Source organism: Streptomyces sp. NPDC111656 (assembly GCF_055656965.1).
Window position 1 is genome coordinate 79,828 of record NZ_JBVKCA010000030.1, and the last position, 25,707, is coordinate 105,534.

27 protein-coding genes and 1 tRNA gene are annotated in these 25,707 nt (G+C 70.9%); 22 read left to right on the plus strand and 6 right to left on the minus strand.

Going from position 1 to position 25,707, the window contains the following annotated elements:
• The first annotated feature begins 223 nt into the window (after nt 1-223).
• The 3 genes from ACZ7M3_RS47040 (at nt 224) to ACZ7M3_RS47050 (ending at nt 3,248) form a co-directional block, all read left to right on the plus strand.
• On the plus strand, nt 224-1,609 hold the full coding sequence (locus ACZ7M3_RS47040; protein ID WP_472072136.1) for an alpha/beta hydrolase-fold protein: 1,386 nt from the start codon (nt 224-226) through the stop codon (nt 1,607-1,609).
• Nucleotides 1,610-1,783: 174 nt separating this feature from the next.
• Entirely contained in the window at nt 1,784-2,461 is a 678-nt protein-coding gene (locus ACZ7M3_RS47045; protein WP_472072138.1) for a hypothetical protein, read from the plus strand.
• A 304-nt stretch (nt 2,462-2,765) separates the two neighbouring features.
• Complete coding sequence (locus ACZ7M3_RS47050) at nt 2,766-3,248, plus strand: GtrA family protein (RefSeq protein ID WP_472072168.1); 483 nt, start codon at nt 2,766-2,768, stop codon at nt 3,246-3,248.
• Nucleotides 3,249-3,291: 43 nt separating this feature from the next.
• Here ACZ7M3_RS47050 and ACZ7M3_RS47055 read toward each other — a convergent pair whose 3' ends face one another.
• Complete coding sequence (locus tag ACZ7M3_RS47055; protein WP_472072140.1) at nt 3,292-4,278, minus strand: SMP-30/gluconolactonase/LRE family protein; 987 nt, start codon at nt 4,276-4,278, stop codon at nt 3,292-3,294.
• A 183-nt stretch (nt 4,279-4,461) separates the two neighbouring features.
• On the opposite strand from ACZ7M3_RS47055, the gene ACZ7M3_RS47060 reads away from it, so the two are divergent.
• The 3 genes from ACZ7M3_RS47060 to ACZ7M3_RS47070 are packed head-to-tail and all read left to right on the plus strand — an operon-like array spanning nt 4,462 to nt 7,212.
• Entirely contained in the window at nt 4,462-5,397 is a 936-nt protein-coding gene (locus ACZ7M3_RS47060) for a phosphorothioated DNA-binding restriction endonuclease (RefSeq protein ID WP_472072142.1), read from the plus strand.
• A 58-nt stretch (nt 5,398-5,455) separates the two neighbouring features.
• Nucleotides 5,456-6,112, plus strand: a complete 657-nt coding sequence (locus tag ACZ7M3_RS47065; RefSeq protein WP_261688622.1) for an RNA polymerase sigma factor — start codon at nt 5,456-5,458, stop codon at nt 6,110-6,112.
• Nucleotides 6,109-7,212, plus strand: a complete 1,104-nt coding sequence (locus ACZ7M3_RS47070) for a CU044_5270 family protein (protein ID WP_472072144.1) — start codon at nt 6,109-6,111, stop codon at nt 7,210-7,212. Before ACZ7M3_RS47065 ends, ACZ7M3_RS47070 begins: the two co-directional genes overlap by 4 nt.
• A gap of 18 nt (nt 7,213-7,230) precedes the next feature.
• Here ACZ7M3_RS47070 and ACZ7M3_RS47075 read toward each other — a convergent pair whose 3' ends face one another.
• Nucleotides 7,231-9,177, minus strand: a complete 1,947-nt coding sequence (locus tag ACZ7M3_RS47075) for a copper resistance CopC/CopD family protein (protein WP_472072146.1) — start codon at nt 9,175-9,177, stop codon at nt 7,231-7,233.
• Nucleotides 9,178-9,309: 132 nt separating this feature from the next.
• On the minus strand, nt 9,310-12,090 hold the full coding sequence (locus ACZ7M3_RS47080; protein WP_472072148.1) for a GNAT family N-acetyltransferase: 2,781 nt from the start codon (nt 12,088-12,090) through the stop codon (nt 9,310-9,312).
• A gap of 77 nt (nt 12,091-12,167) precedes the next feature.
• Here ACZ7M3_RS47080 and ACZ7M3_RS47085 point away from each other — a divergent pair, with 77 nt between their 5' ends.
• From ACZ7M3_RS47085 to ACZ7M3_RS47105, 5 genes are all read left to right on the plus strand, one after another.
• The gene (locus ACZ7M3_RS47085; RefSeq protein ID WP_472072150.1) at nt 12,168-12,893 is read left to right on the plus strand and encodes a siderophore-interacting protein; all 726 of its coding nucleotides are present in this window, start codon (nt 12,168-12,170) and stop codon (nt 12,891-12,893) included.
• 36 nt (nt 12,894-12,929) lie between these two features.
• Nucleotides 12,930-13,514: an HhH-GPD-type base excision DNA repair protein gene (locus tag ACZ7M3_RS47090; protein ID WP_097225427.1), complete on the plus strand. Its 585-nt coding sequence runs from the start codon at nt 12,930-12,932 to the stop codon at nt 13,512-13,514.
• A 151-nt stretch (nt 13,515-13,665) separates the two neighbouring features.
• Nucleotides 13,666-14,310 carry an HdeD family acid-resistance protein gene (locus tag ACZ7M3_RS47095; protein WP_351531196.1) on the plus strand — a complete coding sequence of 215 codons (645 nt, stop codon included), beginning with the start codon at nt 13,666-13,668 and terminating at the stop codon, nt 14,308-14,310.
• 176 nt (nt 14,311-14,486) lie between these two features.
• The gene (locus ACZ7M3_RS47100; protein ID WP_355309053.1) at nt 14,487-14,777 is read left to right on the plus strand and encodes a hypothetical protein; all 291 of its coding nucleotides are present in this window, start codon (nt 14,487-14,489) and stop codon (nt 14,775-14,777) included.
• Between the two features lie 71 nt (nt 14,778-14,848).
• Entirely contained in the window at nt 14,849-14,995 is a 147-nt protein-coding gene (locus ACZ7M3_RS47105; RefSeq protein WP_179436518.1) for a hypothetical protein, read from the plus strand.
• Nucleotides 14,996-15,135: 140 nt separating this feature from the next.
• Here ACZ7M3_RS47105 and ACZ7M3_RS47110 read toward each other — a convergent pair whose 3' ends face one another.
• The gene (locus tag ACZ7M3_RS47110) at nt 15,136-16,740 is read right to left on the minus strand and encodes a helicase HerA-like domain-containing protein (protein WP_472072153.1); all 1,605 of its coding nucleotides are present in this window, start codon (nt 16,738-16,740) and stop codon (nt 15,136-15,138) included.
• Nucleotides 16,741-16,845: 105 nt separating this feature from the next.
• Here ACZ7M3_RS47110 and ACZ7M3_RS47115 point away from each other — a divergent pair, with 105 nt between their 5' ends.
• Both ACZ7M3_RS47115 and ACZ7M3_RS47120 read left to right on the plus strand, forming a co-directional pair.
• Complete coding sequence (locus ACZ7M3_RS47115; protein WP_003999914.1) at nt 16,846-17,142, plus strand: type II toxin-antitoxin system VapB family antitoxin; 297 nt, start codon at nt 16,846-16,848, stop codon at nt 17,140-17,142.
• A gap of 189 nt (nt 17,143-17,331) precedes the next feature.
• On the plus strand, nt 17,332-17,976 hold the full coding sequence (locus ACZ7M3_RS47120; protein ID WP_472072170.1) for a LytR C-terminal domain-containing protein: 645 nt from the start codon (nt 17,332-17,334) through the stop codon (nt 17,974-17,976).
• Nucleotides 17,977-18,185: 209 nt separating this feature from the next.
• Here ACZ7M3_RS47120 and upp read toward each other — a convergent pair whose 3' ends face one another.
• Nucleotides 18,186-18,821: a uracil phosphoribosyltransferase gene (gene upp, locus ACZ7M3_RS47125; protein WP_054235115.1), complete on the minus strand. Its 636-nt coding sequence runs from the start codon at nt 18,819-18,821 to the stop codon at nt 18,186-18,188.
• A gap of 96 nt (nt 18,822-18,917) precedes the next feature.
• On the opposite strand from upp, the gene ACZ7M3_RS47130 reads away from it, so the two are divergent.
• From ACZ7M3_RS47130 to ACZ7M3_RS47170, 9 genes are all read left to right on the plus strand, one after another.
• Complete coding sequence (locus tag ACZ7M3_RS47130; protein WP_472072173.1) at nt 18,918-19,226, plus strand: hypothetical protein; 309 nt, start codon at nt 18,918-18,920, stop codon at nt 19,224-19,226.
• A gap of 298 nt (nt 19,227-19,524) precedes the next feature.
• A complete protein-coding gene (locus ACZ7M3_RS47135) occupies nt 19,525-20,070 on the plus strand; it encodes a tRNA adenosine deaminase-associated protein (protein ID WP_054235064.1) in 546 nt (181 codons plus the stop codon).
• A 166-nt stretch (nt 20,071-20,236) separates the two neighbouring features.
• On the plus strand, nt 20,237-20,668 hold the full coding sequence (gene tadA, locus ACZ7M3_RS47140) for a tRNA adenosine(34) deaminase TadA (RefSeq protein ID WP_355309099.1): 432 nt from the start codon (nt 20,237-20,239) through the stop codon (nt 20,666-20,668).
• A 62-nt stretch (nt 20,669-20,730) separates the two neighbouring features.
• Nucleotides 20,731-20,815 (plus strand) — tRNA-Ser (locus tag ACZ7M3_RS47145).
• A 152-nt stretch (nt 20,816-20,967) separates the two neighbouring features.
• Nucleotides 20,968-21,147 (plus strand): hypothetical protein, encoded by a 180-nt coding sequence (locus tag ACZ7M3_RS47150; RefSeq protein WP_067377012.1) that lies wholly within the window; start codon nt 20,968-20,970, stop codon nt 21,145-21,147.
• 40 nt (nt 21,148-21,187) lie between these two features.
• A complete protein-coding gene (locus ACZ7M3_RS47155; protein WP_472072156.1) occupies nt 21,188-21,481 on the plus strand; it encodes a Dabb family protein in 294 nt (97 codons plus the stop codon).
• Between the two features lie 331 nt (nt 21,482-21,812).
• Nucleotides 21,813-22,622: an RNA polymerase sigma factor SigF gene (locus tag ACZ7M3_RS47160; protein ID WP_388400404.1), complete on the plus strand. Its 810-nt coding sequence runs from the start codon at nt 21,813-21,815 to the stop codon at nt 22,620-22,622.
• A 244-nt stretch (nt 22,623-22,866) separates the two neighbouring features.
• Nucleotides 22,867-23,775 carry an RNA polymerase sigma factor SigF gene (locus ACZ7M3_RS47165; protein ID WP_472072158.1) on the plus strand — a complete coding sequence of 303 codons (909 nt, stop codon included), beginning with the start codon at nt 22,867-22,869 and terminating at the stop codon, nt 23,773-23,775.
• Between the two features lie 495 nt (nt 23,776-24,270).
• On the plus strand, nt 24,271-24,561 hold the full coding sequence (locus ACZ7M3_RS47170) for a hypothetical protein (protein ID WP_472072160.1): 291 nt from the start codon (nt 24,271-24,273) through the stop codon (nt 24,559-24,561).
• Between the two features lie 45 nt (nt 24,562-24,606).
• Here the strand turns inward: ACZ7M3_RS47170 and ACZ7M3_RS47175 are convergent, their stop codons facing one another.
• Nucleotides 24,607-24,804, minus strand: coding sequence for a hypothetical protein (locus tag ACZ7M3_RS47175; protein WP_054235117.1), 198 nt, complete (start codon nt 24,802-24,804; stop codon nt 24,607-24,609).
• Between the last annotated feature and the right edge of the window lie 903 nt (nt 24,805-25,707).

Here is a 25,707-nt window from a genome sequence, read left to right on the forward strand (position 1 = left end):
CCAGAGTTCTGTGAATTTTCGAGGATCCTCACACCGTGAATTGAGGACGTCAACAATTGCGGCGCGTTATCTAAGATTGCGCGCCGCGAATTCACGTACGCGACCAGGAAACCTCTGCGTAGCCTGTGAAAAAAGGGCTGTTTTCTCGAAGCGCTTCACAGCATGGGGCGAAACAGTGGGCGCTCAGTAGCCCTGGCAATCACTCTCGAAGGAGCTCATCTTCATGGACAGGCGTACGTTCATGGCCGGATCTGCGACTGCGACCGCCGGCGCCCTGGCGGTGCTCGGCAGCGCGACCCCCGGCTCGGCCGACGAGGCGGGCCGGACGGGCTCGGGGGGTGACCACGTGCGGAGCGTCACCGCCATCACGCAGGTCTTCGGCTCCGGGCAGAAACTGGTCGCGGTGGCGGTCGAGTACGACAGCGACATCGACGGTTCGACCCTTTCGACGTCGACGTTCGCGGTCACCGACCGCACCGTGACCAAGGTCTACACGAACAGGACGGCCGACCTCGCGCGGCGGGGCAGGAACGGCCGCTACGTCATCGTGGAGCTGTCTCCGGACGACACCGCGGCGGCCCTGTGGGTGACACAGCAGGGTCCCGGCACTCCTCCCGGTGGCGGGTCGGGCGGCGGGTCCGGCGACGACGACGGCGGGCCCGGGGCGGGGGGCCCGGTGGTCGGCGACACCACACCGGGAGGAACCATCGTCGCGGCGCAGGCCACGCTGACCCAGCCGGGCACCGTCACCACGACCCGCGGTCGCCGCTACGCCGCGGACAGCACGGCGCGGTCCACCGACGCCGTGGTGAACCTGATCGTCGACGACTTCCGGCAGCTCTCGTTCAGCGACCCCGTGACCGGGCAGACCCTGAGGTACAACCTGTTCGTCCCGAGGAACTACGACCGCCGCAAGAGCTACCCGATGGTCCTGTTCATGCACGACGCGAGCGTGGTCAACGTCGCGACGCAAGGCCCCCTGGTCCAGGGCCTCGGCGCCGTGTGCTGGGCGAGCCCGGAAGACCAGGCCCGGCACGAGTCCTTCGTCCTGGCCCCCGAATACGGCTCCGTGGTGATCGACGACAACTACGAGCCGTCGACGCTGTTCGAGGCCACCGCCAACCTCGTCTGGTCGGTGACGCAGGAGTACAGCATCGACCCGGACCGGCTCTACACGACCGGGCAGTCGATGGGCGCGATGATGTCGCTGGGTCTGAACATCAGGTACCCCGACCTGTTCGCGACCGCGTTCATCGTCGCCGGCCAGTGGCCGGAGACCCAGGCCGCGCCGCTGGCCCAAAAGAAGCTGTGGATCCTCGTCTCCGCGGACGACACCAAGGCCTACCCCGGCGAGCAGGCCATCACCGAGGTGATCCGGGACCAGGGCACGCAGGTCAGCACCGCCCTGTGGGACGGCCGGTCCACGGACGCCGAGTTCGCCGCGGACGTCCGGAGCATGAAGGCACAGCGGACCCCGGTGAACTTCGCCGCCTTCGAGACCGGCACCGTCGTGCCGTCCGGCTCCACCACCAGCGCGCACATGGCCACCTGGCAGGTCGCCTACACCATCCCCGGCATCCGCGACTGGATCATGCGCCAGTCCCGCTGAGCCGCGCCGGGCCCGCGCGTCGCGGACGCCCCGGTCGTGATCGCTGAGCGCTGTGCCGACTTCCTCCTGGCGGGAGCCGATGCCCTGTCACCCCGTCAACTCCCTGCGCATACAGTCTCGTCGGAGTGACGGGCGAGCGGGGTGGGGTGGGCGGGTATGGAGTCGGCGCAGCGTGTGATCCACCGGAGTGGGCTGTTCTCACGGCTGCTGGTCGTGCTGGTGGGTGCGGCGGTCCTGCTGCTCGGCTACAGCCTGTTCAGGGAGAACCTGTCGGCACGGCTGACCCGTGACTGGCCCTGGAAGCTCAAGCTGCTGGACATACAGAGCGCCGTCACGGCGGTGCTCGGTACGGGAGGAGCCGCGCTGGCCCGGGCCCAGTACGCGCGGACGGTGCGGCCCGCCATCGGATACGGGGGCCGCGTCGTCGCGAACACGGCCCCGAACGAGCGGCTGGCCTGGATGTGCAAGCTCCTCAACGGCGGGCAGGAGGTGGCGATCACCGCGGACACCAGCTACTGGATCGAGTACACCTCCGCGGGACGCGCCGCCGGCGCCGTCGACTCCTCGGAGTGGATGAGCCAGCCGGAGGCGTCAGCGGCGATCGTGAGCCGTGCGCTGGCGGAGCGCCAGGACTTTCAGCTGAACCTTGTCGGACGGGGCTACCCCATCCCCGGGCAGGGGCAGGGACAGCTGTTTCTGGGCTGGTTCACCGAGAAGGCCATGCGCGAGCTGGAGAGCGTGTACGTGCGGGTGCGTGTGGTGGACCGGGTCGGCGATGTCCACGAGCGCGTCGTCAACTTGCTGAAGGGCGCCGATCGTTCACCCACCCACCCGGACGCTTCCCCCTTCTGAACATCCCGCTCTCCCCCGGGGCGGGAGTGCAGCTGGCTACACCCCCGGTCCGGGAGTGCACCTCATCGTTTCGGCGCACGGACGACGGCATCGTTGAACCCAGCTGGTCCCAGAGGTTCACAGCTCCGCCGTCCGGAAGGAAAGCCCCATGAACGCGCTGCTCTCGTCGAAGCCGGAGACGGAGACGGGCACGAAGACGGGCACGGAGACGGGCACGAAGACGGGCACGGAAGCGGGCACGGAGACGGAGTCCGCGGTGCGGAGTGCGGAGCCGACCGGGACCGACGACCACGACGCCCGCCGGATACCGACGGCCCCCGCCGCCCCCGGTCCGCTCGCCTCCTTCGCCCGGTTCGTCCTCTGCGGCGGCGGCATCGGCGTCCTCTCCAGCTTCGCCGTCCCCCTCGTCGCCGGACTGATGCCCTGGGCGGTGGCCAACGCGGTCATCACCGTCGCGTCGACCCTCCTCTGCACCGAGCTGCACGCGCGCTTCACCTTCGGCAGCGGGAAGCACGCCGGATGGCGCCGGCACTGGCAGTCCGCGGGATCAGCCGCGGCCGCCTACGCCGTCACCTCCGTCGCCGTCCTCGTCCTGCACACCCTCCAGACCTCCCCGAGCATGCTCACCGAACAGATCGTCTACCTCAGCGCCTCCGGCCTCGCCGGCATCGGACGCTTCCTCCTCCTGCGCCTCTACGTCTTCGCCGGCGGACGGACCAGGGCCACGGAACCGGTACGGGTGAACAGCCCGGCACGCCGGCCGCAGCGGGCCCTGGCCTGGGCCTAGGCCCGGACCCTGGCCTGGCCCTGGGCCCCGCCGCCCCGGAGAGTCAGAGGGTCACCGCGACCGCGTCGAACGTCGTGTCCGGCGTCTGGGGACTGGTGAAGCGGGCGTTGACCAGGTAGAGGCGGTCGCGCCAGCGGGCGGCGGTGGTGGGGACGTCGAAGCGGGGGTCGGTGAGTGTGCGGCGCAGGGTGGCGGTGGTGGCCCCGGCGCCGAGATCGAACACGCTGATGCGGTTCAGACGGTTCTGTACGACGTACAGCGTGCGCCCGATACGGACGAGACCGTCGCCGTTGACGACGTCGTCCGCTCCGATCAGCGCGATCTCGGTGGCGTACCCGGTCTTGAGGTCCACGTTGTAGAGGCGGCCGGGGGAGCTGCTGACGACGATCAGGCCGCGGCCGTCGGGGGTGGCGACGATGCCGTTGGCGTTGTTCACGTCGGGCGTCTGGACCCAGTCGCCGACGAGCGGCAGGGCGCGGATCCCGCCCGCGCGTCGGCCGCGCGGTATGCCGTGGAGGACGGCGTCGCGCGAGTCGGTGAACCAGGCGCGCTCGCCGAGCAGGATCACGTCGTTGATGAAGTGGCCGGTCGGGTCGGTCAGTCGGTGTGTGGTCACGAGCTCGCCGGTGCGGACATCGAGGACCCGGGCGACCCCGGTGCTTCCGGCCGTATAGAGCAGGCCGTCGCGGTCCAGCTTCATGCCGACCGACACCAGGCCGGTGCCGCCCTCGTGGATGACCTTGCCCTCGCCGGTGCGCAGGTCGGTGCGGTAGACGGCGCCGTTGGCCCGCGAGCCCATGTAGGCATACGGCTCGGCGCCGATGGTGATGCCCTCGGGGAGGAACCCGTCGGGGAGCGGGAACTCGGTCGGCCAGGTGGCGGCGGATATGGAGGAGGCGGAGGTGGAGGTGGCGCTCGCCTGGCCTGCCCCGGTCGCCACCGCGAGCGCGGCCACGGCTGCACCGCCGAGAAGCGCACGCCGGGAAGGGCGGTCGGGGGAGTGGAGCCGGTGGTGGGGCTGGGCTGTCATGGTTCCGGGCCTCCATGCGAAGTGGGGGTGGATGTCCTCGGACTCAACGACTCGACGGGCGCAACGAGTTGTCGGCCACCGGAGTTCCCCCGCACCCCGTCCGCCCCTTCCCCCGCACCCCGTCCGCCCTTCCCATCAAGCCACCGGTCCGATCACCCGGCCGCACCCGTACGATCACCCGTCATGGAGGACTGGCTGGAGCGCGCGGCGAAGCTGAGGCAGTGGACCGGCAACGGGGTCCGCGCCCCGCACAAGCCCCTGCTCCTCCTCTACGCCCTCGGCCGGTTCCAGCGGGACGCCGACGGCGAGTTGCGCTACAGCGTGGTCGAGGACGATCTGAAGCGGCTGCTGGCCGAGTACGGTCCGGCCAACCGGACGACACCGGCGTACCCCTTCCACCATCTGGTCGGCGACGGGGTGTGGGAGGTGCGGACCGATCGTGGGCCCGGCAGCCCCGGCAGCGGGGTGCGGGAACTGCGGTCGACGGGCGCGGCGGGACGGCTGGCACCGGAGCTGCGGGCGACGCTGCGGCGCGATCCCTCGCTCCTCGGCCGGATGGCCCGGATCCTGCTCGACCTGCACTTCCCGCCCTCGCTCCACGACGAACTGTGCGAGGCCGTGGGCCTGGAGTGGGAGTGGGAGCCGGAGGGGTCGGTGCCCCTGTCGGACGCGGGGCCGCGGGACCGGCGCCGACGCGACGGGCGGATGCGGGAGCTGGTCCTGACGGCGTACGAGTACCAGTGCGCGTTCTGCGGATACGACGGTCGGATCGGGGCGGTGCCGGTCGGGCTGGAGGCCGCGCATGTGCGCTGGTGGGCGTTCGACGGGCCGGACGACATCGACAACGGTCTGTGCCTGTGCTCGCTGCACCACAAGCTGTTCGACAAGGGCGTCCTCGGTATCGGGGACGGGCACCGCATCCTGGTGTCGCAGCGCTTCGTCGGACGGAGCCCGGCGGCCCGCGACCATGTCATCGCGCTGGCGGGCCGTCCGCTGACCGGTCCCCAGCCGGGCACCGCGCCCGTCGCCGCGCACCACCGGGACTGGCATACCCGGCAGGTGTTTCACGGAGCTCCGCGCCCTGCCGCGCCGGCCTCCACCGCACACGGAGGGGTGTGACGCAGGTCACGGGAAGTCGGTGTCGGGTGCCGGACAGCTCATAGGGGTGAGCATTGATATGCGTACCCGGGTACGGGCCGGGGAATCGAGCGCCTTCGCGGAGCTCTTCGACAGTTATGCGCGCGCGGTCTACAACCATGCCTTCCGGCTGACCGCCGACTGGTCGACGGCCGAGGACGTGATGGCCGCGACCTTCCTGGAGGCATGGCGGCTGCGCGACCGGGTCGACCCCGAGGGCGGCTCGCTGCGGCCCTGGCTGCTGGGCATCGCCACCAACACCGCGCGCAACCAGTACCGCAGCAACCGGCGTTACCGGCAGGCGGCCCAGGCCGCCGCCGCGGCCGAGCTGTCGGTGCCCGACCACGCCGAGGACGTGGCAGGGCGGGTCGACGACCGGCGCCGCCTCGCGACCGCCCTCACCGCCCTCGCGACGCTGCGTCCCCCGGAGCGCGAGGTCATCGCGCTCTGCCTGGGGGAGGGCCTGGACTACGAGGCCGCGGCCGAGGCGCTGGGGATTCCGGTGGGCACGGTCGCCTCCCGGCTCTCCCGCGCCCGCAAGAAGCTGCGCACCCTCACCGACCCCGGACCGGCGCGCCAAGAACCCGAACCGCCGCTGAAAAAAGTTCGCGGAAGACGGGAAGGCAGCCTCCGCGCCCGACAGATAACAGGCGATCGCACCCAAGTGATCCGGCCCGCACAGGAAGGAAACCGATGAACGCGAACACGCCCCGGCAGAGTCCGGCCGAGCAGGACGAGAGCGCCCAGCAGCTCCTGTTCCGCACGGCGCGCGACCTCCCGGCGGGCCGTCACCAGTTCCACAAGGAGCGCCTGATGGCCCAGATTCACCAGATCCAGCAGGAAGAGCGCACGGCGGCCGCGGAGGCGGTGGCCCCGGCGCGGACCCGGCGGCTGCGGCTGCCGCGTCCGGCGATCACGCTGCCCGCGCTGGCCGCCGCCCTGGCCGGTACGGTCGTCGCCGGAGTGGCGATGAACGACGGCGGCGGGGTCAGGGACGGCGGCGTCGCCACCGGACCCGCCCTCACCACCCACATCGGTGCCGCGACCACCAAGGGCGTCCCCCAGTTGCTGGGCCAGATCTCACTGGCGGCGGCCGAGACCGGGGGAGGCCACCCGGCCGTCAAGCCCGGCCAGTACGTCTACATAGAGTCCAAGACGGCCGACTCGTTCGTGAGGACCGTCGGCGACAAGAGCAGCCTCGCCAGCCACGCGCTGCACCGCCGCCAGGTCTGGATGTCCTCCGACGGCACCAAGGGCTGGCTGATCGACCCGGCCGTCAACGACAGCTCCGAGGGCGAGACCCTGAGCCTGCCCGACGAACAGGGCAACACCCCGGTCGGCAGCCTGAACCACCCCACGTACGACTACCTGGCCAAGCTGACCACCGACCCCGACAAGATCCTGGCCAAGATCTACAAGGAGACCAAGGGCCAGGGCAACACCCCCGACCAGCAGGCGTTCACCACCATCGGCGACCTGCTCGTCGAGAGCTACCCGCCGGCGGAGATGTACTCGGCCCTGTTCAAGGCCGCCGCGAAGATCCCCGGAGTCGTCGTGGTGAACGACGCGGTGGACGCGGTGGGCCGGCACGGGATCGCGGTGGCCCGGCTGGACGAGACCAGCGGCGAACGCGAAGAGTGGATCTTCGACAAGAAGACCCATGTCTTCCTGGGTGACCGCTCGGTCAAGGTGACCGCGAGCACCGGCGAGGACGCTCTGATCAAGCCCGGCACGGTGACCTTCACCAACGCCATCATCACCCGGGCCGTCGTCGACGGCATGAAGCAGACCCCGTGAGCCGACGCGGTGGTCCCGTCAGCCGATCTTCACGGTCTTCGACACCGTGACCTGGTCGATGTCGGTGGTGCGGACGGTGGCCTTCATGGTCCAGGTGCCGGCCACCGGCAGGGTGACGCCGTCCGCGGTCCAGTAGCCGCCCTTGTCCGTCAGCTCGGCGTCTATCGGGCCGATCTGCTGGGATTCCAGAGTGAAGGTGAGGCGCAGTTCGGGCACGGTGGCGAAGCCGCCGTCGGAGCCGTAGATCACGGCCTGCACGGAGTTCTCGCCCACCCGGCTCGGTGTCAGTTGGATCTGCACCTTGCCGTGTCCGCCCTCCGTGCCGACGGCGAACGGGATCGTCGTCGTCGAGGCCGTGGTCTCCCCGGCGGCCGCGGTGGCGGAGGCCGCCGCGGCCTCGGTGGCCGCGCGGCCCGGCTGGGTACCGGTGAGCAGGGTGGTGATCACCAGCACGACGATGCCGACGACGACCTCGACCAGCACCGAACGGCGCAACGCCCGCCGGTACCGGTCGGCCTCGTCGGAGGCCTCGTCGGAGATCTTGCCCGAGCTCTTGTCGGAGGCCTTCTCCGAGGGCTCGTGATCCGGATCCGGCGCGCCGTCGTCCGATGCACCGCCGTCCGATGCACCGCCGTCCGATGCACCGCCGTCCGAGGGGCCGTCCGCCCTCCCGACCCGTACATCGATGGGGGCGGACGAGGCCCCCACCGTCTGCGGCACCCGCTCCTCCACCGGCACCGCCGCCGCTGTCCGTGCTTCGTCCGCCGCGAGCATCAGCCGCCCGGTCCAGCGCCGCGAGGCCCCCGCCCCCGCCAGCAGCACCAGCACCGCCACCAGCTTGGCGAGGAGGAGCCGGCCGTACGAGGTGGAGGTCAGCGCGTCCCAGGAGCCGAGGCCGCGCCAGGACTGGTAGACGCCGGTGACGACCAGGACGGTGACCGAGGTGAGGGCGAGGCGGGAGAAACGGTTGACGACGGCCGCGGGGATCGGCTCGGCCGACCGGTACAGCGTGGTGAGCAGGGCCGCGAGGCCGCCCATCCAGACCGCCATCGACAGCAGGTGCAGTACGGAGGAGACCATCGCCACCGGGACCTGGATCCCGGCGGACGCGTGCTCGGCGACGGCCCAGGTGACGGCGAGGGAGACGGTGAGCAGCCCGCCGAGCGCGAGGACGAGCCGCCCCCGCACCTGCTCGCGTACCGGATAGAACACCGTCGCCCCGAGCAGCACCAGCCGCGCCAGCAGGGCCAGCCCCGGCCTGCTGGTCAGGGTCTCGTTGAGGACGGACGGGTCGAAGGCGTCCGTCGGGGAGCTGCCGCGCTCGTACGGTCCGCGCAGGAGCAGCAGCGCGGCCGTGGACAGCAGCAGGACCCACCAGCCGGTGAACAGCAGTCGCCGTACCGCGTCCGGGAAACCGCAGACCAGGACGAAGGTGGCCGCGCCGATGAGGAGGGCCAGACCGCCGTACGCCAGGTAGCGGGCGGCGTCGTAGAGCGTGCTCGCGACGGTGCCCCCGGCGGGGTCGACGGGCACCGGCGGTGGGGTCGCGGAGGGTTTGCCGATGGAGAACGTGAAGGCGCCGGAGATCGGGTGGCTGTCGGCCGAGACGACCCGCCAGGCCACCGTGAACGTGCCGGTGCCCAGACCCTTCGGCAGGGTCACACGGGCGGTGTCGGAACGGTCGCCGGCGTGCCCCGGCTCGCCGGTGTGCACGCGTCGGTTGTCCGGGTCGAGCACGCGGAAGGAGTCGTCGAGGAGCCCGATGGACTCGCTGAAGGACAGCGTCACCTCGGTGGGCGCCGTCTTCAGCACGCTGCCGTCCTGGGGATCGCTGCCGGTCAGCGCGGCGTGGGCGGACGCGCCGCCGACTCCGCCGAACAGCACCAGGACCAGCACCGTGCCCAGCAGCGCCAGCCCCTGGGCGATCCGCCGTCGCTCCCGCTGTCCGGCTCCACGTCCGCTCACACGCCGTCTCCGTCGTCTCCGTCGTCCCTGCGGTCTCCGCGTTCCGGTCCGCCCGGTCCGCGCTTCCAGAGTCACGGATACGTACGGACGAATCCGGCGCCGTGCTCACTCCCCCGGCGAGGAACCCACCGATCAGCCCACTGGGGAACCCGGCGAGGAACTCGCCGGGAAAGCCCCTGGGAGGGCCGTCTCCCTCGTCAGAAAGGCCAGCCGGGCCCGCTTCTCGGGCAAGTAGACCCCGGGAAGGTCGATTTCGGGAAGCACGATCTCCGGGCCGGGTACGAAGCCCTGCCGGACCAGACGCGCGATCGCCTTCTCGTTGCGCGCGTCGGGTTCGACCACGACCCGCTGCCGGTCGAGGCCGACCAGCACGTACATGGTGAACGCGTTCAGCAGCGCGGACGACCAGCCCGGCCGGCCGCCTCCGGACCCCGCGGGGCCGATCAGCAGGTGGACGCCGATGTCACCGGGTTCGACGGCGTAGCACTCGCTGACCCGGTCGGCCTCGGGCTCGTACGTCTGGAAGAGCGCGGCGGGCTCGCCGTCCTTGACCGCGAGGAAGGCGTGGTGGGTGTCGAGGGAGTCCAGATGGACGTACGTCTCGAGCACCTGCTGCTTCGTGAGCCCGTTCATGCCCCAGAACACGGCACGCTCCTCGCTCACCCAGCGGTGGATGACGTCCAGGTCGGCGTGCGGGTCGACGCGCAGGACGCGCACGGTCCCGTAGCCGTCGAGCTTCTCCTCGTGCACGGCCTCGCGGTCGGCGGCGTACGGCCCACTGCTCATGGTGTCCTCACCGTTCTCTGTCTCCTGCTCCGGTGTCAGTCGGCTCCAGTCGGTGCTGACCGGGGCCAGTTCTCCCTTGAGCCACAAGGGGAGTTGGTCGCGGTGGTGGGCCGAGCCCGGGACGCCCGAGGCGCCGAAGGGGACCACCCAGAGGCTCTGGTCGCGGTCGGCGAGGTCCCAGACGTAACGGGCCGCAGGGCCGCGCGCGCTCAGGTCGGTCAGGCCGGGGACTGCCGAGGTGCACAGCACGCAGTCGTGGTCTCCGGAGAGACCCGGTTCGTCCTGCGAGGTGGTCGGGAGCGCGCGCCAGGGCGCGAGCCGGTGGGTGTCGCCCCAGACGCCGAGCGGTTGCGCGGCCGCCTCCTCGACTGCCTCGCGGACGAGGGCGGCGCGATCGATGCCGTACAACTCCTCGGCCTTCAGCAGGTGTTCGAGGGCGAAGCCGACACGGGGGAGGAGGGCGAGCCAGGGGCGGAAGACCTCGGGGTACGCGGGAGGGTCGGCCAGCGCGGCGAAGGCGGGGTGCGCGGCGAGCCGCCGTACGACCGCGCCGCGCACCGCGGAGTAGGCGGCCGCCGCCATGCTGTCGGCCGTCATCCGGCGGTCCCAGCCGAGCAGCCAGTCGCGCAGGGCGGTCGCCTCGATGCTGAGTTCCTCGAGCGCGGCGAGGTGGTCCATCAAGGGCGCGGCGGAGGCGAGATGGGTGTCCATGTGGATGTCCGCCATGTCCTGGGCCGACCATTTCGGCCGTTCGTCGAGGAGCTGCCGGATCCGGGCGGCCCGGTGGAACGGGGCGAACTCGACACCGAGCGGGCCGGCGGGGCCGCGCTGGTTCGCCATCACGGCGACGCCGTCCTCGAGCGTCCCGTACGGCATCTCGTGCCAGCCCCGCCATTCGTGCCCGGGCTCCCAGGCGGCGACGACCCGGGTGCGGTTGTCCGCGTCGCGGAGCGGGACCCGGCCGGCGACCCGGTGCAGTACGCCGCCCGCGGTGTCGGCGGCCTGGACGACGTTCACGGGCTCGGCCCAGTGGTCGAACGCCCGGTCGACGTCGGCGACTTCGCGGGCCCGGAGGAGCGAGAGGAGCGCGCTGAAGCCGAGGTCTTCGGTGACGCGGGGCGGATAGCGGAGGCTGATGGCTTCGACGCCCTCGGTCTGCTCCGCTCCCCCGATGACGACCGGTCCGCGCGGGGTCTCGACGACCTCGACCTCGACGGGTTCACCGCCCGCCACCTCGACCGTCTCGACGTGCCGGGCGACGGCCCGCCACTCGCCGTCGGGGTCGAGCGCCTCCCATCCTCGCGATCCCTCGGGTCCTTCCGATCGCTCCGGTCCTTCCGGTCCCTGGGACCCGACGCGTCGCAGTCGTTCCCGGTACAGGTCCTGGTAGTCGGCCATCGCGTTGGTGATGGCCCAGGCGACCGTGCCGGTGTGGGCGAAGTGGGCGATGCCCGGGACGCCGGGGACGGCGAGGCCGACGACGTCGAACTCGGGGCAGGAGAGGTGGATCTGCTGGTAGACGCCGGGGTCCTCGATGAAGCGGTGCGGGTCGCCCGCGATGACCGGCTGCCCGGTGGCGGTCCGCTCGCCCGTGACGAGCCAGCCGTTGCTGCCGGAGGTGCCGGGACCGTCGGCGGCGAAGAGGTCCACGGCCTCCGGTCCGATCCGGCGGACGACCTCCTCCCTCCACAGCTTGGCGGGGAAACCGGCGAAGAGGATGTGCGCGCCGAGCCAGACGCCGAGCGGGGTCCAGGGCTCCCAGCGTCCCGGGGCGAGCCCGGTCGCCGCGAACTCCGGTGTGCGCCGGGCGCCTTCGGCCAGCCCCTCGTTGACCCCGTCGACGTACGCCACGACCCAGTCGGCGGTCTCCGGATCCCGTCTCTCCAGCGCCGCGAAGCAACGTCTCGCGGTGTCGTCGAGCCGGGCCCGGCGTGCGAACCGGTCCCAGCCGACGGCCTCGGCGCCGAGGAACGCGGCGGAGGTGCCCTGCGCGCGGTGCCGTTCGACCTCCAGTTGCCAGGCACGGTCGAGGGCGGTGACACGGCCCTGGGCACGGGCGAGGGCGCGGGCGTCGGTGGCGCGCAGGTGGGGGATCCCCCAAGGGTCACGGTAGAGCTCGGCGGTCACAATCCATCCCCACTTTTATCAGGTTAGGCTAACCTAACTTCCATTGTGCGAAATCGTACGTGAGGGGTGGAGGGCGAATGGCCCAGGGGCATGGTTGGGAAGGCGCGGTACTCAAGTTGCTGCGCGGCAAGGACTTCGAGTTCACGGTGACCGGAGCCGAAGACATCACCCCGCGCTACCGGCGCCTGCGCCTGACCGACGGCGGCATGCTCGCGGCGACCGGGGTGCACCCGACCATGTGGGTCCGGCTGTGGTTCGACAACGCGGGCAAGCCGCACCAGCGGGCGTACACCCTGGTCGACCCCGACCCCGCGAACGGCACCTTCGGGCTGGAGTTCGCGCTGCACGAGGGACGCGCGAGCGACTGGGCACGGGCGGCGAAGCCCGGGGACACCATCGAGGCCACGGTCCACGGCACCGCGTTCACCGAGCCGGACCCGGCCCCGTCCCACGTCTTCGCCGTCGCCGACTCGGCCTCCCTCCCCGCCCTCAACTCCCTCCTGGACGCGGTGGGTACGGCCCCGGCGACGATCTGGTTCGAGACGGACCACGGCACGGAAGGGCTCCCGCTGCGCACCCGCCCCTCACTCCACGACCTGCGCCCGGTCCCGCGCCGGGGCGCCCCTCTCGTCACCCGGGTCAAGGAGTCCCTCCCTGACCTCCTCAAGGACCAGTCCGCCCCCTACGTCTGGATCGCCTGCGACACCACCACGACCCGCGCCCTCACGACGTACGTCCGCAAGGAACTCGCCGTCCCGAGGCAACGGGTGAACGCGATGGGCTACTGGCGCACGGAGGCCTGAGAGGCGTTCCGCACCCTCACGCGGGATCATCGAGGCATGGACGTCAGCCTTCACATCGCCCAGGATCCCGAAGCGGACGCGCTGCTCAGCCGCAGCCCCCTCGCCGCCCTGACCGGGATGCTGCTGGACCAGCAGGTGCCGATGGAGTGGGCGTTCAAGGGGCCGCGCACGATCGCCTCGCGCATGGGTGCGGACGAGTTGGACGCGCACGAGATCGCCGCGTACGACCCGGAGAAGTTCGCCGCGCTGCTCACCGCGAAGCCGGCCGTGCATCGCTATCCCGGGTCCATGGCCAAGCGGATCCAGCAGCTGTGCCAGTACCTCGTGGAGCACTACGACGGGGACGCGGCCAAGGTCTGGGAGGGCGTCAAGAGCGGCGAGGAGTTGCTGCGGCGGCTCAAGGAACTGCCCGGGTTCGGCGCCCAGAAGGCCCAGATCTTCCTGGCTCTGCTCGGCAAGCAGTTCGGTGTCCGGCCCAAGGGCTGGCGCGAGGCGGCGGGGGCGTACGGCGAGCCGGACTCCTTCCGCTCCGTCGCCGACATCACCGGCCCGGAGTCCCTGGCGAAGGTCCGCGCCCACAAGCAGGAAATGAAGGCCCAGGCGAAGGCCTCCGGCAAGTAGCCCGCCACTTCCCGACGCCGGGGTGAGTTTGTCGGCTGCGGGATGGCGGAGGCCGGTCGCGCAGTTCCCCGTGCCCGTCGGGCGGGGGCGCGGGTCCGTCGGATGGGTCACCGCGGTGGCAGAGCGGCCCCACGCGGCCAAAGCATGAAACATGAGCCAGGTACCGAACGCCTCCCACCAAGGCCCGCAGTACGACGACCGCCACGTCCACGACCGTGAACCACGCGTCACCCCCGAAGGCCCCCTGCACTTCATCGCCCGCAGCGCCTGGCAAGCCGTCCTGCTCGCCGGCATCGCGGCCTTCGTCCTGGGCGTGCTGGTGCTGGTCTGGCCGGGCGCCTCCCTGCTGGCCGCAGGCGTGCTCTTCGGCCTCTACCTGCTCTTCAGCGGCGTACTCCAGCTCGTCGCCGCGTTCGGCACCCACGCCGCGACCTCGCTGCGCGTCATGGCCTTCATCAGCGGCGCCCTCTCGATCCTGCTCGGCCTGTTCTGCTTCCGCGGCCCGATGCAGTCGATCCTCCTGCTCGCCCTGTGGATCGGCATCGGCTGGCTGTTCCGCGGCATCACCCAGACCCTGGCCGCCGCGTCCGACCCGACCGTGCCGGCCCGCGGCTGGCAGATCTTCCTCGGGATCGTCAGTTTCCTCGCGGGGATCGTCCTCATCGTGTCCCCGTTCACCTCGGTCGCCGTCCTCACCCTCGTCGGCGGCTGCTGGCTCATCGCGGTCGGCGTCACGGAAATCGTCACGGCGTTCGTGATCCGCGGCCGCGCCAAGCACATCCCGGCCGTCGTCTGACCGCACGCCCCACCGCACGACGCGTCCACGCCGTACGTCAACTCCGCGCCTCCCCCGTAGCCCATGAGGACGGATCTGGCCGCCGACCCGATGAACCACCCACTCCGGATGGGGACACGACCTCTATGAGCTCCTCTCCGCACCGTCGGCCGCGTCCGCCGCACCGGCACGCGTGGATGCGGGTTCTGACGCTCCTCGTCGTCACGATCCTCGCGGCGGGCGCCCACGTCGACGCCCTCGCCCCGACCGCCGACGTGGCCTCCGCCGAAGCGGGCTGCGGCGCCGAACACGACGTACTCGACACGGCCCTTCGCCCGCCCGCCCGGCAGGACCACCGCCCCCTCGCCCCGCTGCGCCCCGCGCCGACCGCTCCCGACTGCCCGGAGCCGGCGCCCCACCCCCGTCACGTACCGCCGTCGCCCTCCCGCACGCTGCACGCCCTGCGCTCCGTGGTCCTGCGCTGCTGACAGGCCCGGCCCGGCCTCCGGACCGTCCCCACCAGCCAGTCAGTGAACCAAGCGAACGCAAGGACACAGCCATGCCCACCGACCCGTACGCGGTCCTGCGCGCCCTGCTGCGCGCGGAAGCCGTCCGCAACACGCCCAAGCCGCAGCCCGAGCCCAGGCCCGCACCGGACGCCCCGCAGATGCAGGCGCCCCCGCCCAAGGAGCACGGAAACAGCTAGCACAGGGAACGGTGAGGCGACCGTCCCGCCCGTGGACAGGGCGGTCGCCTCACCGCCTGCCGGCTCACAGCTCACAGCTCACAGCTCACAGCCGCCAGATGACAGATGACAGATGACAACCACCGGCTACCGGCTACCGGCTACCGCCTGCGCCGAGCCGTCCCGAAGAGGGAGCGGGTGATCTCCCTGCCGATCTGCGTGCCCATCGACCGTGCCAGGGACTTGAAGATCCCGCTGCCGACGACCTGTTCGACGACCGAGGGTTCCTCCTTCGCCCGGCCACCGCCCTTCGCGGGCGCCCGCCCGGCCTCCGCGGCCGCCTGGGCGGCGGCCTGCGCGGCTGCCGCGTCCCGCGCCGCGAGCTTCTCGTACGCGGACTCGCGGTCGACCGCCTGCGCGTACCGCCCGTACAACGGGGACGCCTGCACCGCCCGGTCCAGCGCGGCCGGATCGACGGGGCCCATCAGGGACTGCGGGGCCCGCAGCCGGGTCGCCGCGACCGGCGTCGGCGCGCCCTTCTCACTCAGCACGGTCACCACGGCCTCGCCGGTGCCGATGCCGGTGAGGACCTCCTCCAGGTCGTACACGGAGTTGGGGAAGGTCTTCACCGTGGCCTTCAGCGCCTTCTGGTCGTCCGGCGTGAAGGCGCGCAACGCGTGCTGGACGCGGTTGCCGAGCTGGGCGAGGACGTCGGACGGCACGTCCTTCGGGGTCTGCGTCACGAAGAAGACGCCGACCCCCTTCGAACGAATGAGCCGCACGGTCTGGGTGATCGACTCCAGGAAGGCCCTCGACGCGCCGGTGAAGAGCAGGTGCGCCTCGTCGAAGAAGAAGACCAGTTTCGGCTTGTCGAGGTCGCCGACCTCCGGGAGGTCGTGGAAGAGATCGGCGAGCATCCACATCAGGAAGGTCGAAAAGAGCTGCGGTTTGTCCTGGACCTCGGGGAGTTCGAGGACGGACACCGTCCCGCGCCCGTCCGACGCCGTCCGCAGCAGCTCGCTCGTGTCGAACTCCGGCTCCCCGAAGAACGGGCTCATGCCCTGCGCCTCGAAGGCGGTCAGGGAGCGCAGGATCACGCCCGCCGTCGCGGGCGACAGGCCACCGATGCCCTTCAGCTCCGGCTTGCCCTCGTCCGAGGTCAGGAAGGTGACGACGGCCCGCAGGTCCTTGAGGTCGAACAGTTCCAGACCCTTCTGGTCGGCGTAGTGGAAGATCAGGGCGAGCGACTGCTCCTGGGTCTGGTTCAGCTGGAGCACCTTGGAGAGCAGCACCGGGCCGAAGCTGGTGACCGTCGCCCGTACAGGGATGCCCTTGCCCATGCCGCCGAGCGCGTAGAACTCGGTCGGGCAGGCGGTCGGCGTCCACTCCTGGTGGACCTCCTGGGCACGCGCCAGCACCTTGTCGTTCGACACGCCCGGCGCCGAGATCCCGGAGACATCGCCCTTGATATCGGCGAGGAACACCGGCACGCCCTGCACGGACAACTGTTCGGCGATCAACTGCAGCGTCTTGGTCTTGCCGGTGCCGGTGGCTCCGGCGAGCAGCCCGTGCCGGTTGAGCACGGGCAGCGGAATGCGGATCCGGGCGTCCGGCAGACACCGCCCGTCCCAGAGCAGGACGCCCAGGTCGAGCGCGGGTCCGGCGAACGCGTAACCGGAGGCGATCTCCAGGGCCTCCTGGGGGAGCCCGCGGGCGCCGCTCACACCTTCGGGTGCCACCGCGGGAGGTGCTTCGCTGTCGCTCATATCAGGTCCCTGTTCCCGGTTTGCACTGATTTAAGGCGTCTTTTCCAGCGTCGCACTACGTCGCCATGGCTGCGCCCGGAAGGTCTGGGCCGGTAGGCTTTCCGTGTGATCTTCAAGCGCATCGGAAACGGACGGCCGTACCCCGACCACGGCCGGGAAAGCACCCGGCAGTGGGCGGACGTCGCGCCGCGCCCGGTCCGCCTCGATCAGCTCGTGACGACCAAGGGCCAGCTGGACCTGGAAACCCTCCTCGCCGAGGACTCCACGTTCTACGGCGACCTGTTCGCGCACGTAGTGAAGTGGCAGGGCGACCTGTACCTCGAGGACGGCCTGCACCGCGCCGTACGCGCCGCGCTGCAACAGCGCCAGGTGCTCCACGCACGTGTGCTCGAACTCGACTGACTCGGCCGACTCGACCGAGACGGACTCGGCCGGGACCGGGCGCCTGGGACACGAGGGCCTCCTCGAGGCCCGAGATCCCCGCTCGTTGACCCTTTTGGGTTGGACTGAACCTCGACCGATGATCATTTTGTAGGAATCACCGCCGCGGCACACTACGCTGCGCCCATGAGCATGCTCACTCCCCCTGGCATGGGCGGCCAGTACCGGATCACGGGGGACAAATACCCACGGATGCGCCGACGCCGAGGGCGTCGCAGGCTCGTGTTCCTGGTCGTCGCCTCCGTCACCGCGCTCGGGCTGGTCGGGTGGGGAACCCTGCAGCTCATCGACGTCTTCACGGGCAAGGGCGACAAGGCCACGGCGGCCGGTACGAAGGGCGACTGCACCTCCAAGGCCGGCCCGTCGGCCAAGGCGACCACGACGTCCACGACGTCCACCGCCGCCGGGACGCTGCCCAGGCCCGGGCAGATCACCGTCAACGTCCTCAACGCCACGCCGCGCAGCGGGCTCGCCAAGCAGACGGCGGACGAGCTGAAGAAGCGCGGGTTCCGCATCGGCGACGTGGGCAACGCGACGGCCACGTACGACAAGAAGGTCAACGGCGCCGGGATACTGCTGGGCGCCAAGGGAGCCGCACAGGCCGCGCTGCCGGTGCTGGGCACGCAGTTGTCCGGCGCCGAGGTGAAGACGGACGGCCGCGCCCAGGCCGACCGGGTCGACCTGATCATCGGCACCGCCTTCAAGAGCCTCGCGAAGAAGGAGGACGCCGACAAGGCCCTGGCCACCTTGTCCGGGCCCCAACCGACCGCGTCCGCCTCTCCGAAGAGCTGCTGAACGACGAAGGCTGCCGGCAGCCCCGTAGGGACCGCAGACAGCCTTCGTGGGACCGCTGATCGTTCGGAACCGACCACTGGGCCCCGAAGGCCCTGAAACCCCTGGATGGCCCCGGCAAGGCCACTGAGGGCCCGAGGGACGACCGAGGGGCCCCGTTCGGCCGCGACGGTCCCGTGGGACCGTGGCAGGTGCCGCGCAGGTGCGGGAACCTACTCGGCCGCCCCGTACATCCGGTCCCCCGCGTCGCCCAGCCCCGGCACGATGTAACCGTGCTCGTTGAGCCGTTCGTCGACCGACGCGGTCACGACCGTCACCGGCGTGCCCGCGAGCTCGCGCTCCATGACCTCGACGCCCTCCGGCGCGGCGAGCAGCACCACGGCGGTGACGTCGTCGGCGCCGCGCTTGATCAGCTCCTGGATCGCCGCGACGAGCGTGCCGCCGGTGGCCAGCATCGGGTCGAGGACGTACACCTGGCGCCCGGAGAGGTCGTCCGGCATCCGGGTCGCGTACGTGGACGCCTGGAGCGTCTCCTCGTCGCGCACCATGCCCAGGAAGCCCACCTCGGCGGTCGGCAGCAGCCGCACCATGCCGTCGAGCATGCCGAGGCCCGCACGCAGGATCGGCACGACCAGCGGGCGCGGGTAGGACAGCTTGACGCCCGTTGTGGGGGCGACCGGGGTCACGATGTCGACCTGCTCGGTGCGCACGTCCCGGGTGGCCTCGTAGGCGAGCAGGGTGACCAGCTCGTCGGCGAGCCGCCGGAAGGTCGCGGAGTCGGTGCGCCGGTCGCGCAGGGTGGTGAGTTTATGGGCGACCAGGGGGTGGTCGACGACGTGGAGACGCATGCCCATAACAGTAACCGTGCCCCCGTGTCCCATGCGCTGGCATCAAACCGCCCGTCGGAGGGAAGGCGGTAGGGACGTACCTGGGGTGGTGGGCCTATGCCGGACCGGGAAAAGGAGTCCCCGGAGCAGTTGGAACGACTCGGACGAGCCGAGGGGGCCGAATGGGCCCATGGGGCCGAACGGGCCGGACGACTTCGCCGCGTCGCACAATCCGAACAATCCGAACGGCCCGAACGGCCCGACCGGATCGGGCAGCCGGAGACGGACGCCGAGCGCCGGCGGCGCCGGGCCCAGTTCCTCCGGGACCTGACCGAGGCGCGCGAGCTGCGCGACCGCGTCCAGCCCCGACGCGCCAAGGTCGCCCGCCTCCGTCACGCCATGCGCATGCGCACCTTCCGTTGGTAGCTCCGCCGGTGGCTCCGTCGGTAGTCCTTTGGTAGTCCTTCGGTAGTCCTTCGGTAGCTCCTTGGTGTCCCGCCCACGCCGTGAGGGCGGAGACATGCACACACGACGCCGAGGGCCGCGTACGATCCGCTGTTAGCGATCAAAAGAGGCAGACACAGCAGGCCGAAGACGTCCCCTGAACGCTCTGTTTCTGCCACGATTCCGAGTGGGTGGGGTCTCGGAGCAGCACTCCCCGCCCAATCGACCTCCGCCGGGGGGACCCCCAACCGGCACGCCTATGACCAGTGGGAGAGTCACGGTGTACTTCGCCGCACTGCTCGCGCGCACCGAAGACGGGTGGGAAGCGAGCGACACAGAGCTCGACGATGTGGAGACCCTGTCGGATCTGACCGATCTGGCCCGTGAAGCCTCGGAGGAGGACACGGTGCTCGTACTCATCGAGCAGGAGGACGCGTGGTTCGGCGTCGTCCGCGTGGACGGTGAGGAGGACCCTCGCATCTACGTCTCGGACGCCGCAGCCGCTGCCCGCAGCTCGTACGGCGAGATCCTGCTCACGGACGAACTACTAGGACGGGAGCCCGGCGACGACGACGCCGACCTGGACTCCCTCGACCTGGACGGCACCGAGGACGGTGAACCCGACGACGCAAACGACTCCGAGGACGACGAGGAGGAGGAGAGCGTCTCCGGCGAGATCGTCTCGCACAGCCCCGTCGGGGACCGCGAGATCCTCGCCGACCTCGGTGTGAGCGAGAAGGAACTGCTCGCCCTGGACGAAGGCGACGCGCTCAGCACGATCGCCGAAGCCCTGGGAGCGGCAGAGGTCCTGGAGACCGTCCGCTAGGGCCTGATCCGCCGGACGGGCCCCAGGACCCGATCCGGCAGGCAGGGCCCGGCTCCCGCGGTTCCGGGGGAGGCGGTTTCCCTGGCGAGCCCGATAGATTTCCCGGGTGAGCCCGACAAAAGAGACCTTTCCAGCAGATCCGGTACGCGACCGCTGGCGGGCCGCGATGCGGCTCGCCCTGGACGAGGCCCACCGGGCCGTCCAGGGCGGGGATGTTCCCGTCGGCGCCGTCGTGCTGTCCACGGACGGTACGACGGTGCTCGCGACCGGACACAACGAACGCGAGGCCACGGGCGATCCGACGGCGCACGCCGAGGTGCTCGCGATCCGCGGGGCCGCCCAGCGGCTCGGCGAGTGGCGGCTGACCGGGTGCACGCTCGTCGTCACCCTGGAGCCCTGCACGATGTGCGCGGGCGCGCTCGTCCAGTCCCGGGTGGACCGGATCGTCTACGGTGCCCGTGACGAGAAGGCAGGCGCGGTCGGTTCCGTCTGGGACCTCGTGCGCGACCGCCGGCTCAACCACCGCCCCGAGGTGATCGGGGGCGTACTAGAGGACGAGTGCGCGAGTCTGCTCACGCGTTTCTTCCGCGACCGCTGACTCCACGGAGCGGCGGGAAACGGATTTCAGACCACGGCCCACCTTGGGGTAGGGTCTCCCTCGGTAGCGTGTCCGAGCGGCCGAAGGAGCTCGCCTCGAAAGCGAGTGTGGCGCAAGTCACCGAGGGTTCAAATCCCTCCGCTACCGCTTGAGAAGGGCCCCGTCGCGAGACGGGGCCCTTCGTGCGTACGGCAAAGGACTTCGGCCAGCGGGCCGTTGGTCCAAAAAAGTGGGGTGAAGGTTACACTCGCCGCCGGCACAGGGGGCCCAGTGGGCGCAGCAGTCACAGGGAGGCCGCGATGGCGGTGAATTCGAAGAAGATCGCCGTCTACATACTCGTGGTCTTCGCGCTCTACGTGATCATCACGGATCCGGCGAAGGCGGCCGATTACGTCCAGATAGGGTTCGAGGGCATTTCGACCGCCGCCCGGTCCATCGGCGACTTCATGACGTGGATCGCCGACGGGGCCAAGAACTGACCGGCCGCCCCCGCACGGCCCGTACCACCAGGGAGTACCCGTGATCCGCCATCTGGTCCTCTTCAAGCTCAACGAAGGCGTCGAGCGTGACGACCCCCGCGTCGTCGAGGGCGTGGCCGCCTTCCGCCCGCTCGGCGACCGGATCCCCGAGCTGCGGTTCTGGGAGTGCGGCTGGAACATCACCGACCGGCCCGTCGCGTACGACTTCGCGATCAACTCCGCGGTCGACGACACCGACGCCCTGAAGCGGTACTTGGAGCATCCCGCGCATCAGACGGGCGTCGCGCTGTGGCGCGAGTTCGCGACATGGGTGATCGCCGACTATCCGTTCTGAACCGATCCGAGCCGACACGCTCTGAGCCCCTCGCCGGAAACCGGCGGGGGGCTTTTCTGTTTCCTATGCCCCAACTCTCCCTAAATCCTGTTCAACACGGGGTTATACGGTGCTTGCACACAGTGCACATGTCTTGTGATGCTATGACCGCTTTTGACGGATGAGTTGATGGATCTGACGGATCATAGAGGTGGAGTTGACCGTGCCGGCCAGTACTGCGCCTCAAGCACCGCCACAGGAAATCCCCAAGGAACACATCGCCACGGAACCCCTCGCCCAGGAACGCGTCACCACGGAACGCACCGCCACGGAACCCCTCGCCCCGGAGCACATCGCCCACGAACGCGTCACCCCTGAGCAGGTCACCCCTGAGCGACGCCGCGGCGCCGACACCCGGGCCCTCACCCAGCTGCTCTTCGGCCAGCTCAAGACGCTGGAGCCGGGCACCACGGAGCACGACCGCGTACGCGGGGCGCTCATCGAGGCGAACCTGCCGCTCGTGCGCTACGCGGCCGCCCGCTTCCGCTCCCGCAACGAGCCGATGGAGGACGTGGTCCAGGTCGGCACCATCGGCCTGATCAACGCCATCGACCGCTTCGACCCCGACCGGGGCGTGCAGTTCCCGACCTTCGCGATGCCGACCGTCGTCGGCGAGATCAAGCGGTACTTCCGCGACAACGTCCGCACCGTCCACGTGCCCCGCCGGCTGCACGAGCTGTGGGTGCAGGTGAACAGCGCGACGGAGGACCTGACGACGGCCTTCGGGCGCTCCCCCTCGACCGCCGAGATCGCCGAGCGGCTGCGCATCAGCGAGGAGGAGGTGCTGTCCTGCATCGAGGCCGGACGCTCGTACCACGCGACCTCCCTCGAAGCCGCCCAGGAGGGCGACGGGCTGCCCGGACTGCTCGACCGGCTCGGCTACGAGGACCCGGCCCTCGACGGGGTCGAACACCGCGACCTGGTCCGCCATCTCCTCGTACAACTGCCCGAGCGCGAGCAGCGGATCCTTCTCCTTCGCTACTACAGCAATCTGACGCAGTCACAGATCAGTGCCGAGCTGGGAGTCTCCCAGATGCACGTGTCAAGGCTGCTCGCCCGGAGCTTCGCACGGCTTCGATCCGCAAACAGGATCGAGGCGTAACCGGCAAGAGCGAATCGCTCAACGTCTCCTTTTCCGACAGTTCAGCGTCGAAAAACCGTCAGACCCCCCTTTTCCAGGGCCGATTCACCCCCTCCATGTCGACATGTCACTACAGCGTGTTGCCGACATGTGACATTCTGCCGGAAGAGCGTTTGGCGCAGCCCCGCCTCCGGTATTCAGGTGGAGGCTGCGTTCCTCCGACGGGAGCGTCCGCCGCGACCGTCCGCGACCCAAAGGGGGTGGCATGTCCGCAGACCAGGGCAGCTCGAAGGTGCTCACGCTCACGAAGAGCGAATCCGCGCCCGACGCGCTTCACGATGTCCCGGCCCTCCCGGCCCCCGATGCCGCTCCGGCCCTCGAAGCCGTCCCGGCGGCCCCCGAGACCTCGGGAGCCATCGACACCCGCACCCTGTCCCGCTCCCTGTTCCTGCGGCTCGCCGCACTCGACGAGAACAGCCCCGAGCGTGCCTACGTCCGGGACACCCTCATCGAGCTCAACCTCCCGCTCGTGCGGTACGCGGCGGCCCGCTTCCGCTCCCGCAACGAGCCGATGGAGGACATCGTCCAGGTCGGCACCATCGGCCTGATCAAGGCGATCGACCGCTTCGACTGCGAACGCGGCGTGGAGTTCCCGACGTTCGCGATGCCGACGGTCGTGGGCGAGATCAAGCGGTTCTTCCGTGACACCTCGTGGTCCGTCCGCGTCCCGCGGCGCCTTCAGGAGCTGCGCCTGGCCCTCACCAAGGCCAGCGACGAGCTCTCCCAGAAGCTCGACCGGTCCCCGACCGTCGCCGAACTCGCCGCGGTCCTGGGCGTGTCGGAGGAGGACGTCGTCGACGGCCTCGCGGTCGGCAACGCCTACACCGCCTCCTCCCTCGACTCCCCGGCCCCCGAGGACGACGGCGGCGAGGGCTCCCTCGCGGACCGCCTCGGCTACGAGGACACGGCGCTGGAGGGCGTCGAGTACCGCGAGTCACTGAAGCCGCTGCTCGCCAAACTCCCGCCCCGCGAGCGCCGGATCATCATGCTGCGCTTCTTCGCCAACATGACCCAGTCGCAGATCGGCGAGGAGGTCGGCATCTCGCAGATGCACGTCTCCCGCCTTCTCACCCGCACCCTGGCCCAGCTCCGCGAGGGCCTGATCTCCGACTGAGACCTCCCGCGCTCGACCCTTCATAATTGACGGATCGTCAGCCACACTGGCGCGATGCGTCGAGCGACTTGGCTCCATGGCCGTCGAGGCGCCCTGGTGGGCGCCTCGACGGCTGTTGTCTGCCTGGGTGCGGTTCTGGCCGCGTGCGGGGACGGTGGGAGCGGCGGCGGATACGTGGCGGTGGGGGCGCCGGCCGATTCGGGGCCCGTGGTGGCCCCGACCGGGGACGTCTCGCTGTCCCCGCTGCCCGAGTCCACGCCACTCGCGGACGCCGTCAAGGGAGCCTCTCGGCAGGGCAGTTCGCCCCCGCGGTCCCCGCTCTCCGCTTCGCCCGGCACGGCAACGGACACCGGCGGCGACAACTCGCCCCGCACGGGTGCTGGTTCGGGCGCGACGTCGGCGCCCTCCGCTCGGCCGACCCCGGGTTCCACGGCAGGTACCGGTCCCCCCGGTACCCCCAGCCCTCCCGGTCCCATCGGCCCCGCTGTTCTCGACGTGAGCGAGCCCATGCGGGAGGCCACCGACAAGCGCTGGTGCGAGAAGGTGACGGTCTCCTTCCGCAACACCGGTGGCAGCGCGGTGCGTTCGGGCACGGTGACCCTCGGGACGCACATCATCGGGGCGCTCGGCATCGACTGGGCGACGATCGATTCGACGCGGGATCTGCCCGTGCCGATCGAGGCCGGGGCGGGCAGCACAAAGACCTGGACGGTGTGCGTCGACGACTGGCGCGTACCACTCGGCATGCACATCGAGACGCGGGACGTGTCCGTCCAGTGGAAGTGACCCGCCTCCACCGGTCCTACCGGCGGGGCGGGCGGGTTGTTGCCCTTACGCCAGCGCGAGCCACGCCACGGCGGCGACGACCGCCACGGCGACGACGATGCCGATGATCAGGCCGATGCGGGGGCCCGCCGGGGCGGCCGCCTGCTGCTGCCGGGCCTGGGGGCCCTCGTCGACGAAAGCGCGGAACATCTGGGTGCTACCCGCGGGGTCGTAGTTGCCCTCGGGGCCCTGGGTGTTTGCCATGGCCCAGGACCCTAGCGAATACATGCCCCCCACCCAAGCGCCGGGTTCCCCTCGTTCTCCCGTTCCCCCGGTTCTGGATGGCCTGGGCGGCGAGCCGGATGCCGCACGCCCCGCCGACAGCGCCCCGCCAAGGACGCGAGGAACCGCGCGCCCAGCCCCCATCGGCCGACAGCCGGAGACGTCCGGACGGACGCGGTCACCCGCCCGGCGGCCCGGGGCCCCCGCCCCACTCGACAAGACCGCACAGCCCAGCAGGACGGCGGCCCCACGAGTGCGAAGCCGCGGCCCCAGACGGAGCCGCCCCCCGGCCCCCGCCCGGGTGGTACGCCACCCAGCGCGTACCCCGAGGCCATGCCCCCGCAGGAGCAGCAGGGACCCATCCACCTGCGAGCACGCCGAGCGCGGGCCCCGCAGGCGGCAGAAGCGAGGGCGCAGAAGAACAGCCCCAACCACAAGCCCGGCGCACAGTCCCCGCCCGATCAGGGCGCGGCCCCGCGGGGGTCGAACGCGCAAGCCCCGCGGGGGGAGGGCAAGCGCGCAACTCCTCGGAGGCTGGACGCGCAGCCCCGCAGGCGACCAGAGCTCGACCCCGCAGGGGCCAGACGCGCAGCCCCGCAGGTGACCAGAACTCGACCCCGCAGGGGCCAGACGCGCAGCCCCGCAGGGGTGAGACGCACAGCCCCGCAGGTGACCAGAGCTCGGCTCCGCAGAGGTCAGAGGGGTCAGACGCTCGACCCTGCAGGGGTCGGACACGCAGCCCCACGGAGGCCGGACGCACAGCCCCGCCCCCAGGTGACCGGAGCCCGCCCCCCCCGTTACCGTCTTCGTGGCTCCGCAATGGGGCCTCCGGCCTTCGGGTCCGGCATGACTTCCCCCTCCTGTTGTTGATGATCCGGGGGGTGG